The 13,429-nt window shown below is 59.7% G+C and carries 12 protein-coding genes; 9 read left to right on the top strand and 3 right to left on the bottom strand.

Going from position 1 to position 13,429, the window contains the following annotated elements; translation table 11 throughout:
• Positions 1-5: 5 nt before the first annotated feature.
• The 5 genes from ATN00_RS19610 to ATN00_RS19590 all read left to right on the top strand — a co-directional run bounded on the left by ATN00_RS19610 (position 6) and on the right by ATN00_RS19590 (position 5,917).
• Positions 6-446 (top strand): HIT family protein, encoded by a 441-nt coding sequence (locus ATN00_RS19610; RefSeq protein ID WP_062068032.1) that lies wholly within the window; start codon positions 6-8, stop codon positions 444-446.
• 54 nt (positions 447-500) lie between these two features.
• A complete protein-coding gene (locus ATN00_RS19605; protein WP_062068031.1) occupies positions 501-1,796 on the top strand; it encodes a glycosyltransferase family 4 protein in 1,296 nt (431 codons plus the stop codon).
• 97 nt (positions 1,797-1,893) lie between these two features.
• A complete protein-coding gene (locus tag ATN00_RS19600; RefSeq protein ID WP_062068029.1) occupies positions 1,894-3,540 on the top strand; it encodes a capsular polysaccharide export protein, LipB/KpsS family in 1,647 nt (548 codons plus the stop codon).
• On the top strand, positions 3,524-4,798 hold the full coding sequence (locus tag ATN00_RS19595; RefSeq protein ID WP_062068028.1) for a capsule biosynthesis protein: 1,275 nt from the start codon (positions 3,524-3,526) through the stop codon (positions 4,796-4,798). Before ATN00_RS19600 ends, ATN00_RS19595 begins: the two co-directional genes overlap by 17 nt.
• Before the next feature lie 12 nt (positions 4,799-4,810).
• On the top strand, positions 4,811-5,917 hold the full coding sequence (locus tag ATN00_RS19590; RefSeq protein WP_062068026.1) for a mannose-1-phosphate guanylyltransferase/mannose-6-phosphate isomerase: 1,107 nt from the start codon (positions 4,811-4,813) through the stop codon (positions 5,915-5,917).
• Positions 5,918-5,934: 17 nt separating this feature from the next.
• Here the strand turns inward: ATN00_RS19590 and ATN00_RS19585 are convergent, their stop codons facing one another.
• Complete coding sequence (locus ATN00_RS19585) at positions 5,935-6,750, bottom strand: class I mannose-6-phosphate isomerase (protein WP_156415320.1); 816 nt, start codon at positions 6,748-6,750, stop codon at positions 5,935-5,937.
• A gap of 146 nt (positions 6,751-6,896) precedes the next feature.
• Between ATN00_RS19585 and ATN00_RS19580 the strand changes: the two genes are divergently transcribed.
• On the top strand, positions 6,897-7,703 hold the full coding sequence (locus ATN00_RS19580) for a phosphotransferase family protein (RefSeq protein ID WP_062068022.1): 807 nt from the start codon (positions 6,897-6,899) through the stop codon (positions 7,701-7,703).
• A 41-nt stretch (positions 7,704-7,744) separates the two neighbouring features.
• Here ATN00_RS19580 and ATN00_RS23500 read toward each other — a convergent pair whose 3' ends face one another.
• Positions 7,745-8,794: an ABC transporter permease gene (locus tag ATN00_RS23500; RefSeq protein WP_231746485.1), complete on the bottom strand. Its 1,050-nt coding sequence runs from the start codon at positions 8,792-8,794 to the stop codon at positions 7,745-7,747.
• Positions 8,795-8,851: 57 nt separating this feature from the next.
• A complete protein-coding gene (locus tag ATN00_RS23495) occupies positions 8,852-9,256 on the bottom strand; it encodes an ABC transporter permease (protein ID WP_156415318.1) in 405 nt (134 codons plus the stop codon).
• Between the two features lie 79 nt (positions 9,257-9,335).
• On the opposite strand from ATN00_RS23495, the gene ATN00_RS19570 reads away from it, so the two are divergent.
• The 3 genes from ATN00_RS19570 to ATN00_RS19560 all read left to right on the top strand — a co-directional run bounded on the left by ATN00_RS19570 (position 9,336) and on the right by ATN00_RS19560 (position 13,422).
• Positions 9,336-10,424, top strand: coding sequence for an IS5 family transposase (locus ATN00_RS19570; protein WP_062068020.1), 1,089 nt, complete (start codon positions 9,336-9,338; stop codon positions 10,422-10,424).
• A 515-nt stretch (positions 10,425-10,939) separates the two neighbouring features.
• Complete coding sequence (locus ATN00_RS19565) at positions 10,940-12,145, top strand: polysaccharide biosynthesis/export family protein (RefSeq protein ID WP_082635267.1); 1,206 nt, start codon at positions 10,940-10,942, stop codon at positions 12,143-12,145.
• Positions 12,146-12,168: 23 nt separating this feature from the next.
• Positions 12,169-13,422, top strand: a complete 1,254-nt coding sequence (locus ATN00_RS19560) for a glycosyltransferase family 4 protein (RefSeq protein ID WP_197413630.1) — start codon at positions 12,169-12,171, stop codon at positions 13,420-13,422.
• The last annotated feature ends 7 nt before the right edge of the window (positions 13,423-13,429 follow it).

Raw genomic sequence — 13,429 nt, 5'->3', positions numbered from 1 at the left:
GCGCAATGAGCCTCGACGGCGTCTATGATGAAGGAAACCCCTTTTCCCTGATCCTTCAGGGCAAGCTGCCGTCGACCCGGCTCTACGAGGATGCACATACGCTCGCCTTCCTCGACATCCAGCCTCAATCCAGGGGGCATTCGCTGGTCATTTCCAAATGGTCCAGGGCGCGCAACCTTCTTGAAATGGAGGACGAAGCGCTCTGTCAGGTCATGGCAACGACCAGGAAGGTCGCAAGCGCGATCCGGGAAGCGCTAAACCCGGACGGCATCCACGTCGCGCAATTCAATGGCGCGCCAGCTGGGCAGACCGTGTTTCATATGCATGTGCATATCGTGCCGCGCTGGGAAGGCGGGCCGATGGGTTTCAGCGCGCATGCACAGGGCAATTTCGCCGATCCCGCCGAATTGCAGACCCTGGCCGAAGAGATTCGCGCCCGGTTTTGATATGCAATCGGAGGATCGGCGCTGTCCCGCGCATGGCAGAGGAATATCGCTGAAATGGCGCTCAAGCCCTTCATTGCCCCGGGCGCGCGTGTCGCCCTGCGTAGCAAGCCTGCCGGTCAGCGCATAGACGGGCAGCGGGGCGAAGCGGAAATCATTCTCGACATCTCCCGCCTTTTGTCGCGCTGTTTCCACCCGACGCCCACGGGCATCGATCGCGTGGAATATGTCTATGCGCGCGAATTGCTGGAGCGGATGCCGGATCGGCTGGCCTTTGCGGCGGTGCATCCGGCAGGCGGCTATTATGGGCGGTTGAATGGCGGAGCGGTACGCCAGTTTCTGACCTTTACCGCCGCACGCTGGCGCAATGCGCGCGCCATGGATCAGAAGGAGGGGCGCGCGGCCATCGTCCGGCAACTCATTGCGCTGCGTCCCCGTCCGGTGCCGCGTGCGACCGGGCCGCGCGTCTATCTTCAGGTCTCGCCGCATCATCTCGACGATCATGGGCAGGTGGACGCCATCCTGCGCGCGGAGGGTGCGAAATTCGTGACCCTGGTGCATGATGTCATTCCACTGAGCCATCCCGAATTTGCCCGGCCACAGGGCGCGGAGGAGCATCGCCGGCGCCTTCGCACTATCGATTCCTTCGCGAGCGGCATCATAGGCAATAGCCAGGCCACCATCGATGCGCTCGCGCCTCATCTGGCGGAGGGGCCGCGCAATCGTGTGATCCGTGTTGCTCATTTTGGAGCCGACCCGGCGGAACCGGCCGACGCCACCCGTCATAAGGTGCCCGATCGTCCTTATTTCATCTATATTTCAACCATCGAGCCGCGGAAGAATCATCTGCTTCTGCTGAACATCTGGCGCAGGCTGGTGGAACAGATGGGCGATGCCGCGCCCATGCTGGTGTTGGTGGGGCGGCGCGGCTGGGAAAATGAAAATGTCGTCGACATGCTGGAACGTGGTGAAATCCTGCGTGGCCATGTCATCGAAGCCGGACAGGTTTCGGACAGCGAGATGCAGGCGCTGACCCGGAACGCGCGGGCCATGTTGATGCCGTCCTTTGTCGAGGGATTCGGCATGCCTGTAGTGGAAGCCTTGGCGGCAGGCGTGCCGGTCGTTTGCAGCGATATCGTCGCGCATCGGGAAGTCGGCGGAGATGCGCCCGACTATCTCGATCCACTGGATGGCATGGGCTGGATACGGGTCATCCGGGCCTATAGTGTGGAAGGATCGCCCGAGCGGGCCGCGCAAATGGATAGGATCGCGGCTTGGTCCCCGCCGACATGGCGTGATTATTTCGACATAGTGGAAAATATTCTGGAAGATGTGACGGTGTCGGTTTCTTGACCTTGACGGTCCACACGTCCAAGGATGTCAACAGACCGGCGTTCGGCAAAAAATCGGCAATGTCATTCAAAGGACAGGTGAATAACCGGGGAATGCTGTGACAGTGCCGTCTTTCCTGCGATCTCCGCCTTTCCCGTCCACTGCGCCTGCCACGGCGGCGGTCAGCGCGCCTTTGCCTGTGGGCAGATCGGGCAAAGCTGTTTCCGACGCTGTGCTCGACAGCATCGCAGCCTCGCGAGTGGGCGGCGACTTTTGGGGGCATGCGGTTGAGGGCGTGAAGCTGGTCGCGCAGGCGGGTGTCCCGATCCCGCCCGAATGGCTGGATGGACTGGACACCGGGCAACTCGCGGTCATAGGAGGCGCGCCACCGGCGGAACTGGCTTCCTACGCCTGCAAGCTGCCGACGCCGTGCGACCCTTGGGTACTGGTTGAGCAGGCCGAAGCTGTCCACGCCCATGCAGAGGATGATATTGCCATTGTGGCGGGTCTGCTGGGCGTGCCGGTATTTGATGCCGATGCCCGGCCCATTGACCGGCAGCACCTGAAACTGGCTGCGCGCGATCGGATATCGGCGGCGAGCTATCGCAATTGCTTCACGGGCGAAGAGGCGGATGTGGAGCAGGTCGTGCGGCAACTGGCCGAATGGCGGGAAATTCTCCGTGCCAACAGACGCATTTGCGCCGCAAGCGGCATGGCATGGTGGAAGCGCGATGTCATGCGCGTTTTCCTGTGGGACGGTTTGCAATCTCCCCCTTTCCTGACGGCGGAAGAGGGGCTGCGGCGCGCGCGTGGGGAAAAAGGGGCGTTGGCCGTCTGGCCCTCTCGCGTGCCCGCTTCAACGGGCGATGCGGCAGCCGAGCAGGGCACGTCGCTGATCCGGATCGAGGATGGATTTCTCCGTTCGCGCGGCCTTGGCGCGGCCCTGCATCCCCCCGGCTCGGTCGTGGTGGATCAAACGGGCATTTATTATGATGCCCATGTCGGCAGCGATCTGGAAACGATCCTCGCGACCCATGATTTCCCCGAGGAGCTGGTGGCGCGGGCAGAGCGACTTCGGACGCGGATTTGTGCTGCGGGGATCACAAAATATGGGGCAGATGAAGGGCGGAATGTAGCCCTGCCCAAGGGGAAGAGGACGGTCCTTGCCGTAGGGCAAGTGGATGACGATCTGTCGGTGCATCTGGGCGGAGCGGGCGTCGCGGGCAATCTCGATTTCCTGAAACGTGTCCGCCAGGCGGAGCCGGATGCATGGATCGTCTATCGTCCGCATCCCGATGTCCAGGCCGGACACAGGGCCGGACATCTGAGCGACGCCACGGCATTGGAACATGCTGACAGCATCGACAGCGGCTCGCCGCTCCTGCAATTGGTCCAATCTGTTGACGAGGTGCATGTGCTGTCGTCCCTGACGGGCTTTGAAGCGTTGATGCGGGGCAGGCCCGTGACTGTGCACGGCATGCCCTTTTACGCCGGATGGGGGCTGACGCGCGATCTGGCCGCGCCAAATGGACGGCGTGGACGTCGGCTCGGCATAGATCAGCTTGTCGCGGGCGCTCTCATTCTCTATCCACGTTATGTTGATCCGGTAACACGGTTGCCTTGCGGTCCCGAAATCATGGTGAACCGGCTGGCGGACGGGTCGACGCCGTCTGTGAGCTGGCTCATCAGGCTGCGGGTGTTGCAGGGGAAGCTACGTAGACTGATGACTTTATCCGCAGAGTTTCTTCATGGCCGCCCAGCTTAAGACCTTTCTGTTCCTTCAGGGCCCCCACGGCCCCTATTTTTCCATGCTGGCCGATGCATTGTGTGAACGAGGGCATGAGGCGCTACGCATCAACATCAATGGCGGGGACAAGATCGACTGGCCGGGGCCGGGGGCGACCGATTATCGCGGAACGTTTCGCGCTTGGCCGCTCTTCTTCGATGATTTCGTGATCAATCATGGCGTTACCGACCTGATCCTCTTTGGCGATTGTCGGCCCTATCACGCCTCCGCGCACAAGATGGCCCGGCTGCGCGGCATAAGGGTGCATGTGGTGGAGGAAGGCTATATCCGGCCCGACTTTCTCACGCTTCAGAAGGACGGGGTGAACGGCAATTCCACCCTACCGCTCGATCCGCAATGGTATCGGGACCGGGCGCGGGATCTTCCTCCTGAAGGTGGGCGGGGCAACCCCATTCCCTCCACCTTTCGGCGCCGCGCGCAGCATACGATGCGTAATGGGCTGTCGGGCGCATTGATGCGTCCCTTCTTTCCTTTCTACCGCACACACCGGCCGCACAGCTTCGCGTTGGAATCGGTGGGCTGGTTCAACAAGTTGCTATGGCGGCAGACGGATCGACGCAAGGCGGCCGACAAGTGGGAGGAATTGCGCGGCCGTTCCTACTTCACGCTGCCGCTTCAGCTCAATTCCGACTATCAGATCCGCATCCATTCACCTTTTGGCGACATGCGCGCCGCACTGCGCTTCGTGCTCAAGAGCTTTGCCCGCTATGCGCCGGAAGATGTGGCGCTGGTGGTCAAGCGGCACCCGTTGGACCCGGGCCTTGTCGGTTGGGAAAGGCTGACCCGCAAGCTGGCGAAGCAATATGGCGTGGCCGACCGCGTGATCTATCTGGCCGATTGGGACATCGCCAAGGTCGTTCAGCGGTCTCTGGGCGTTGTGACCGTCAACAGTACGGTCGGCACGCTGGCGCTGAACACGGGCAAGCCCGTGGTGGTGCTGGGTCATGCCGTCTACAAGGTGCCTGGCATCGTGCATGAAGGTACGCTCGACGAGTTCTGGCGGCGGCCACAGGCACCGGATATGGCGCTTTATTCCGCTTTTCGCCGCGTGTTGATCGACCGTTGCCTCATTCGTGGCGGCCTGCTCAGCGACGAAGGATTGCGGATGCTTGTCGACAATGCGGTCGATCGGCTTGTGGGGGATCAGCAGGCTGCCATATCCCCTCTGGTTTATCTGCCTCATGTGCAAGAGCGCCGCATCGGCGGCGGTGTCTGAAGCGAAAGATCGATGAGCGAGAGCGACGCAGCGAAGGGCGCGCAAGCCCCCATCTATCCCGTCATCCTGTCGGGAGGGGCGGGGACGCGCCTGTGGCCTTTGTCCCGGCCGGAAACGCCCAAGCAGTTCCTGACGCTGCTCGGCACCAGCACGATGATGCAGGAAACCGTCGCCCGCACGACTGGTCGTGCCGGGTTCGCGTCGCCGTTGGTGGTATCGGGCGAGCGTCATGTGGCGCTGGTGGCGCAGCAGATCCGGGAGGCCGGAAGCGAACCGGCGGCGATCTTTCTTGAACCGGAAGGACGCAACACGGCAGGCGCGATCGCGCTGGCTGCCTATTGGCTGGCCGAACGGGATGGCGAGGCGTTGATGCTGATCATGCCGTCCGATCATGCGATCGCCGATATAGAGAGCTTTCACGGCGCCATAGCAGCTGCGTGTCCGGCGGCGCGTGCCGGGCGGCTGGTGACATTCGGCATTCGTCCGACTCACGCGGAAACGGGTTATGGCTATATCGAGGTGGGCGACGCGCTGGCGGATGTGCCGGGCGTGCATCGGGTCGCGGCCTTTGTCGAAAAGCCGCCGCTGGAAACGGCGCGTGCCCTGATTGAGACGGGACGGCATTGCTGGAATGGCGGCATTTTCCTGTTTTCCGCCCGCGCTTATGTGGGAGAACTGGAACGGCTGGCCCCGAAAGTGGCCGATGCCTGCCGGTCGGCGATGCGGGCCGCGCGGGACGATGGCGATTATATTCGTCCCGATGCCGTGGCCTTTGGCGCATGTCCCAGCATCTCCATCGATTATGCGATCATGGAAAAGACAGACACCGCCGTGGTCGTGCCGGTCGATATGGGATGGTCCGATGTCGGCTCCTGGGAAGCGCTCTGGATGCTCAAGGACCGCAACGGGCAAGACAGCATTTGCGAAGGCGTGGCGATCGACATGGACGGTCGTGGCAATCTGGTCATCGTTGATGGCGGTCCGCCGGTAGGCACAATGGGGATGCGCGATTGCGTGATCGTGTCGACGGCGAAAGGCGTGCTGGTCATGCCGCGCGACCGCTCCGCCGATATTCGCGCTCTGGCCGAAGCGATGCTCAAGCGGACGGACGGGAACTGAAAAAAAGGCTGTGCCGTTCAACGAAGACTTGGAACGGCGATCAGGGCGTTCCCTGTGCTCTGGGCATGCAATTCATCGCCTCCTTCGAGTATCCAGCACTGCCCCTGTCTCCATTGCGAGCCTGACTGATCGCGGCCCGTGCCTTCAAGCGGCACGAACCAGGCGGGGCCCGAGCTATTCAGCCCGATATGGTCGCCCGCCTGGAAGGCGATATGGTGAAGCCCGAAGGGGTTCCGATCTGCTGCCAGCAGTTCCCGCTTTTCACCGGCCGCGATATGCGGGACAGGCAGGTCGTAGCGTTCCAGCCGGGCGCAGGCGAGCGCCTGTTCGATATGGAGCGGCCGGTCACGGCCATAATCATAGAGGCGGTAGGTGATGTCGGCGTTGCGCTGAATCTCGACCAGCACGATATCGGCGCCAATGGCGTGGACGGTGCCAGCGGGGACCATGTAGAATTCGCCTGGCGAAACAGGACGCCAGGCAATCAGTTCTTCCAGTGTTTCATCGGCTATAGCGGCACGGACATCATCCTGTGTCACGGCATCGCGAAAGCCCAGGCCGATCATGGCGCCGGGCTTGCAGTCGAGGATATACCAGGCTTCGTCCTTGCCATGGACATGGCCGTCGCGCTGCGCGGTTGCATCGTCGGGATGGACCTGAATCGACAGGCGTTCGCTGGTCAGGATATATTTCACCAGCAGTGCTTGCCGTTCCGCGTGACCGCTGTCGAAAATCACCTCTCCGATCCGCTTGCCCCGCGGATATCCCAGCCAGTCTGGCAGACTGTCCTTGCCCCATGGCTTGGCGATCGGATGAGGGAGAAGCTGATGCATCAATTCTGCCGGGTGCATGATGGCGTTGATATAGCGCGCAAGGATGAGCAAGCGGTTAAGTGATAAGGCCGTCGCGCGCAATGGGATGCCTGGCGGATAAGGCGGCCTTGGTCTAAGGCAGGACCGCCGATATCGGAGTTCCGTTCATGGGAGAGGGTATTTCACTGCACTTTGTTACGCGGGGCGCGAGTTCGAGCGTCTACGCCATAGACGAGCGCGAAGTCGTGAAGCTGTTTCGTCCGGCGGTGTCGGGCGAGATGATCGAACGTGAAGCCTGGGCATCCCGGCGGGCGGTGGAACTGGGCATGCCGGCGGTTGCGTCATTGCGCGCGGTGACGATGGAAGATGCGCGGGGGCTGGTTTATCCGTGCGTGAAAGGGCGCACTTTGCTGGCAGCCATGCGGAAGCGGCCATGGCTTTCTGGCAGAATCATGGACTCCATGGCTCGATTGCAGGCTCGGATGCATGAAACACCGGCTACGTCCGGGCTGCGATATTTGAAGGATGTGTTGCGGACGGACATTATCTACGGGCCGGGGGGCAGTGCTCTCAAGGTCGCCGCGCTTGAACGGTTGGAAGATATGCCGGAGGGAGGCCAGTTGCTGCACGGCGATTTTCATATCGAAAATGTCATGGTCGACGGCGATGATCTGAAAGTGATCGATTGGTCCAAAGCAGCACTGGGCGATCCGGCGGCCGATGCCGTGCGAACGGAAATGCTGATGCGTTTCGGTGATGGGCCGGAAGACCCATTGACAGTTCTGTCCCGCGATTGGGCCGCACGACGCTGGCGGGCAAGCTATTTGCGGGCAAGCGGTATGGATCGGGAACGGCTCGATGCGTGGCGGCCCCTGGTTGCCCTGGCTTGGCTACGATCGCGCAAGCCGATCCGGCAGCGGGCTTTCGAGCATTACATGAAGGACGCGGCAGGCAAAGCGGGCCTGCTGCGCTGAATATGCGTCTCCCTTGCCTGAAACGGCGAGGATAGGGGGGCTCAGGGTCGGGTGAACCGATCCCGCCAAGCCTCCTTGGTTGTCAGCTTCTTACGATTCTCCCGATAGGCCGCTTGGAAATCCTCGTAATTTTCCATCAACCGCTTCATCACCGCGTCGAAGCGCTTGCGATTGGAAAAATAGCGGTCCCGGTCGATCCGGCAGATATATCCGGTCTGTGAACTCTGATCGAAGGTGATCGTCGAGCGGCGGCGGAAACTGTCCTTCGGATGCGCGCGCACGTCGAGCGGGAAAAGAACGGGCTTTCTGTAGAAATATCGGTCCGGCAACAGATGACCGTTCAGGGTGAGCTTACGCAGCAGAGCGTGCAAGCGGCCTTTGTGGCGCTTGGGGGAATGGGACGCCGTTTCCTCACGGGAAAAGGCCAGCGCCGTGAACAGCTTCTCATTGACGGTCAAGGCCGCCAGTTCGGCGCGCCGCCCGGCAAGGTCGAGATTATCTTCCCAGAACGGTTCTCCGGCAAGAATATCTTCCATCCCCATGATGAGCGCCTCAGCCGATTCATAGTGATAGGCGTCGTCGAACCGGTTGAAATAGGAGCGCATCATTCGGTTGATGCCGTTCTTGTCGAGCTTCAGATGGTCAAACGTCAGATGCAGGACCAGATGATAGCGCATGTTGAGATAAACCGTCATCGGCGACTGCTGGGCGAAGAAATCCTCCTGATGGCTGACGATGCCCGGGACGGTCAGAATGTCGAAATCATTCGGCAGAGAGAAATAGATATCGTCTCCCGGACGAAGAAGGGAAACGGCCAAGTTTTTACTTTTGCGACGGGGTGCGTGAAAGTGCGATCCGAAAAAGCCGTCTCGCAACATTTCATTGGCATGGACGATGGGGATATAGAGGACGACCTGCCGCATCCCGTGCGGCAACGTGTCTACCAGAAACATTGCGCCGGACAAGGGATAGAGAATATAGATCATGGATGGCCAGAATTTGTTCGCCAGCGGGGTCAGTTCAGACAACGCGCCGTGGGTGATGGACATGCCCATGGAGAACCAAGCAAGCAGGAGCCAGGCGAACACCACCTGCAATATGTTTTCCGGTGGCGAGATCTGGTTCTAGAAAAGCAGAAAGACCACGCATTACAGCGCGAAGGATGTGGTGGTACCCGCCACTTCAAGCAGCATGCGCGCTAGATAGATATCGAGCATCTTCACGGGGCGATGTCGAAGTAGCGACTGATTGGGCTCAATGGCGTTGATGCACCGCCGCGACATATTACGCCACAGCTGAATGCCCGAATAGCCCGTAATCACGAAGGAGACGATCGGGATATCCGAAATCTGGTGAAAGCCCCGCGCCGTCCAGACCGCCGCGACGGTCAGCGTGACCATCATCGGTTCGACGAAGAGCCATAGGAAGCCGATGTTGCGCCGCCCGTAACGAGTCAGCATTTCCCGCATCAGAAGTGCGCCGATGACACGGCGTTGGACCATCCATTGTTCAAAGAAAGTGCCACCCAGTCCCGGCGGTACGGGCTTGGTCATCAGCTGGACGGTTCGAGAAACTAGTGGCGGATAGGGGCGTAGGATGATTCACTGCCTTTGCGTGAGAGCGGAGGCGGCGATGGCGGGACAGCCTGGTTTCTTTGATCTTTCGGACCGGTACGAGGCGCTGAGCGCGGCAGGCGATCCACTTGAGCGCTTGGCCGGTGTCGTCGACTTTGAGGTTTTCCGGGGCCCGCTGGTGGCGGCGCTCCGGCGCAGTGTTCGCGTCAAGGGCGGCCGCCCGCCATTTGACCCGGTGCTCATGTTCAAGATTTTGGTGCTGCAGGCGCTCTATTCCCTGTCAGACGAGGCCACCGAGTTCCAGATCAAGGATCGCCTGTCGTTCCAGCGCTTCCTGGGACTGGGCCTCGATGGCACGGTGCCCGATGCTACCACGGTGTGGTTGTTCCGCGAGAAGCTCGTTCAGGCCGAGACGATCGACAAGCTCTTCGCCCGCTTCGATGCCGCGCTTACCGACCGGGGCTATCTCGCCATGGGTGGGCAGATCATCGACGCCACCGTCGTGCCGGCGCCGAAGCAGCGGAATAGCGAGGAGAAGAAGGCCGCGATCAAGGATGGCCGGATCCCCGAGAGCTGGAAGGCAAGGTCGGCCAAACTCCGCCAGAAGGATCGCGATGCCTGCTGGAGCGTGAAATACACCAAGGCCAAGGTGAAGGAAGGCGCCGATCCCAAGGCGTTCAAGCCGGTGGACCTCGCCATCCCGATGTTCGGCTACAAGAACCACATCGGTATCGACCGGGCGCATGGGCTGATCCGCACCTGGGATGCCAGCGCCGCCAATGCCCATGACGGTGCGCGATTGCCGGAACTCGGCAGCCGGGACAACACGGGGGCAGGCGTCTGGGCGGATACCGCCTACCGATCGAAAAAGAACGAGGCCTTCCTCGCCAGGGGCATGTTCAAAAGCAACATCCACCAGCGCAAGCCCAACCGCCGCGCCATGCCCGAGCGTACCGCCCGCGCCAATGCAAAGCGATCCGCCATTCGTTCAGCGGTCGAGCACGTCTTTGCCGGGCAGAAGCATCGCATGGGCTTGATCGTGTGCACCATCGGCATTGCCCGTGCCCGCATCAAGATCGGCTTGGCCAACTTGGCCTACAACTTCCAGCGGCTTGCCTGGCTCGAGGGGGGGACTGCGCCCGAATGACACCAAAACCGACGCAAAAGCCGGGACAATCAAACCGAAATCAGCAAATCAGGGGCGAAGAAGTCCATTCCGCGCGCCACCGCCCGCTCGCAATGCCATCATGCCGAAATCCGTCGGTTCTTCGATGTATCCAATTGGCGCGCCGCCGAAGATCAACGCGAAGCCGCCTGATCCGCGGCCTTCACAGAATGCCTACGGAGATTTTGCATCAAGAAGTCGAAGTTAACGGGCGAGCTGATCGCATTTGCGATGCGCCGTGCGGAGGCCGGCACGCCGGTTTCCAAATGTGCCGGAAAATGGGCATGTCCGAGGCGACCTACTACCTCTATGGACGGTTCTCCCTTTGCAAGCGGTGACTTGCCGGATCTTTCGTTCTGGCCGGTGACGAAGCCTGGACAGGGGCAGGCGGGCGATCTCCCGAGCATTACTGGGCAGCGGTTTGTTATGATGGAATTATGTTGTCCGGTCCTTGATCCACGCTTAAGGGTGGGACATAGAGCCGCTGTCGATCTGAGATGACCGTTGCTCAACTTCACAATATTGGCCCACCTGACATGAAAAAAAACGCCGCTTCAGTCAAAATCATGGGATTGATCAGTTCCACCCTTGTGCTGCAGGCGTGTGCGATCATGCCCGCCACTGGCCCTTCGGGCCGGGGCATAGCGCGAGCCGAAGCTGGACGAGAAGTAGGGGGCGCGGAAATCAAGGTTGTTGACGTCACGGACGCGGTGACGCGCCAGATGCTGACGATTGATCGTCAGCATCTTTTCTCGGAAGAACTGGGCGAAGGAACACCTGTCGGAGCCATTGTCGGAAATGGCGATGTGCTTGATGTCGCTATATGGGAAGCCCCGCCCGCCGTATTATTTGGGACGAGCGGCGATACCAAGTTAGGAGCAGGCGGTCGGGCGACCTCGTTGCCTGAGCAGATGGTCGACAGCGATGGGCAGATCACGGTTCCATTCGTGGGTCAGGTCCGGGCAGCCGGCCGAGCGCCGCAAGCGATCGCACGGGAAATCAGTTCTCGTCTTATGGGCAAAGCGCACCAGCCTCAGGCGGTAGTTCGCCTGGTTCGCAATGCTGCGGCCAACGTGACAGTTGTCGGAGATGTGGCAGGCAGCGCTCGAGTGCCGCTGACGGCGCGTGGCGAGCGTGTACTCGACATCCTAGCTTCAGCGGGCGGCGTCAAACAACCTGTGGGCAAAATGACGATTCAAATCACCCGCGGTATAAAGGTGGTGTCCTTGCCACTTGAATCCGTGATCCGTGATCCATCGCAGAATGTGCGTCTGCAGCCTGATGACATTATGACCGTTCTGTTTCAGCCGTTTAGCTTCACCGCATTAGGAGCGATTGGCAAGAACGATGAGGTTCCGTTCGAAGGAACGGGCCTCACGCTAGCTCAGGCACTGGGTCGGATATCTGGGTTGCAGGACACGCGGGCAGATGTAAAGGGCGTTTTTATATTTAGACTGGAAGAGCCCAACGCTCTTGAGCCGACTACCCGCAATTCGGTGAAGACGTCTCCAAATGGCAAAATACCGATTATCTATCGTATCAACATGAAGGACCCAGCGACCTTCTTTGTCGCCCAAAGCTTCCCCATTCGCAATAGGGACTTGCTCTACGTCTCAAATGCGCCTTTGGCTGACATTCAGAAATTTGTGAATGTGATCTATTCGACCGTCTTGCCGGTAGCCACCACGGCGACCGCAATGTAGGCTTGGCCTGAAGGCCAAAGAAGATGGATTACCGACGCTTGAGGGTATTTTGGGATTTGCTGCCCTTTCGGGTCAAGCAAGCGGTTGCCGGTCGCGCATTTGATAGGTTCTGGATTCGTCGCCAGCGTCGTCGTAGTCAGCAAAAGGCTGTACACAGCCAAGAGCATACGCGTCGCCTCTTAGTTGATTTGGCGGTAATCAGCAAGGATGATGCCGGCACCGGCATTCAGCGGGTTGTTCGGGCTTTGGCGCTAGCGTTAGCCGATGATCGTTTTTCCGGATGGGACGTTCAGTTTGTAGCCGCTAACCGGCACTCTCCATATCACGGCATTGCTTGGCCTTATCATGAGTCGGCTGTAGATTGTTCAGAAATTGAAGCGCGCCCTGGCGATGTCTTCGTCGGGCTGGACTTTTCGTTGGATGCTGTCCGTCGCTATGGGCGTCAATTGATGCAATTCCGTCGTGATGGCGGCACTCTATGGTTTCTGGTGCATGATCTACTGCCGCTTGAGTATCCTGAATGGTTTTCTCGAAACACGGTGCTCCGCTACAAAGCGTGGCTAGACATAATCGCAGGAATAGCAGACGGTTTTTTTTGTAATTCGGAACAAACCGAGCAACAGCTTAGGTGTACGCTGAATGCAAGATATGGTCTATCCCAAGGTTACAAGACTAAGGTTTTGCCTATGGGATATAATATCTTGCAAACGATAGTCGATCCTTCCGTGATCGTCGATGTGGGTGTAAGGTTTGATCTTGCCCATCCTTTCTTTCTGATGGTCGGAACACTCGAGCCTCGTAAGGGCCATGAACTTGTTATTGCAGCATTCGAAGAGCTCTGGGCAGATGGAGCTGTTCAGCCACTGATATTGGTCGGACGAATGGGATGGCACGTGGAAAATCTGCGTGACTACATTGTCGGCCACGCCGAATTTGGCAAGAGGCTTTTGTGGTTCGACGATGTTGAAGATGTCGAGCTTGAAAAAATCTATCAGGCTTGTGAGGGAGTGATCATCGCGTCCTATGCGGAAGGCTTTGGGTTGCCGCTGATTGAGGCCTTGGGGCACCAAAAGCCTGTGCTTGCGCGCGACATTCCAGTGTTTAGAAGTCACGAAGAATCAGGCGTATATTTTTTCCCGCAGAATGCTAGCTCTCACGATTTACGGCGCTGCATTGAAAGCTGGGCGGGCGAGATCGAGGCGGGTCTGATTAAGATCAGGCCTCCTGAGGCTTGTTGGGCAGATTCCGCGCAACATCTTTTGCGTGGCATAGTTTGATTGTTAA

This window comes from Sphingobium baderi, from assembly GCF_001456115.1.
Classification (GTDB): domain Bacteria; phylum Pseudomonadota; class Alphaproteobacteria; order Sphingomonadales; family Sphingomonadaceae; genus Sphingobium; species Sphingobium baderi_A.
This window is presented reverse-complemented; position numbering and strand designations above follow the sequence as displayed.

Bases quoted from the DNA above. Each gene is read 5' to 3' on its own strand.
- ATN00_RS23495 (WP_156415318.1), bottom strand. From the start codon at position 9,256: ATGACCAAGCCCGTACCGCCGGGACTGGGTGGCACTTTCTTTGAACAA.
- ATN00_RS19605 (WP_062068031.1), top strand. From the start codon at position 501: ATGGCGCTCAAGCCCTTCATTGCCCCGGGCGCGCGTGTCGCCCTGCGT.
- ATN00_RS19595 (WP_062068028.1), top strand. From the start codon at position 3,524: ATGGCCGCCCAGCTTAAGACCTTTCTGTTCCTTCAGGGCCCCCACGGC.
- ATN00_RS19590 (WP_062068026.1), top strand. From the start codon at position 4,811: ATGAGCGAGAGCGACGCAGCGAAGGGCGCGCAAGCCCCCATCTATCCC.
- ATN00_RS19580 (WP_062068022.1), top strand. From the start codon at position 6,897: ATGGGAGAGGGTATTTCACTGCACTTTGTTACGCGGGGCGCGAGTTCG.
- ATN00_RS19560 (WP_197413630.1), top strand. From the start codon at position 12,169: ATGGATTACCGACGCTTGAGGGTATTTTGGGATTTGCTGCCCTTTCGG.
- ATN00_RS19565 (WP_082635267.1), top strand. From the start codon at position 10,940: ATGACCGTTGCTCAACTTCACAATATTGGCCCACCTGACATGAAAAAA.
- ATN00_RS19570 (WP_062068020.1), top strand. From the start codon at position 9,336: ATGGCGGGACAGCCTGGTTTCTTTGATCTTTCGGACCGGTACGAGGCG.
- ATN00_RS19585 (WP_156415320.1), bottom strand. From the start codon at position 6,750: ATGCATCAGCTTCTCCCTCATCCGATCGCCAAGCCATGGGGCAAGGAC.
- ATN00_RS19610 (WP_062068032.1), top strand. From the start codon at position 6: ATGAGCCTCGACGGCGTCTATGATGAAGGAAACCCCTTTTCCCTGATC.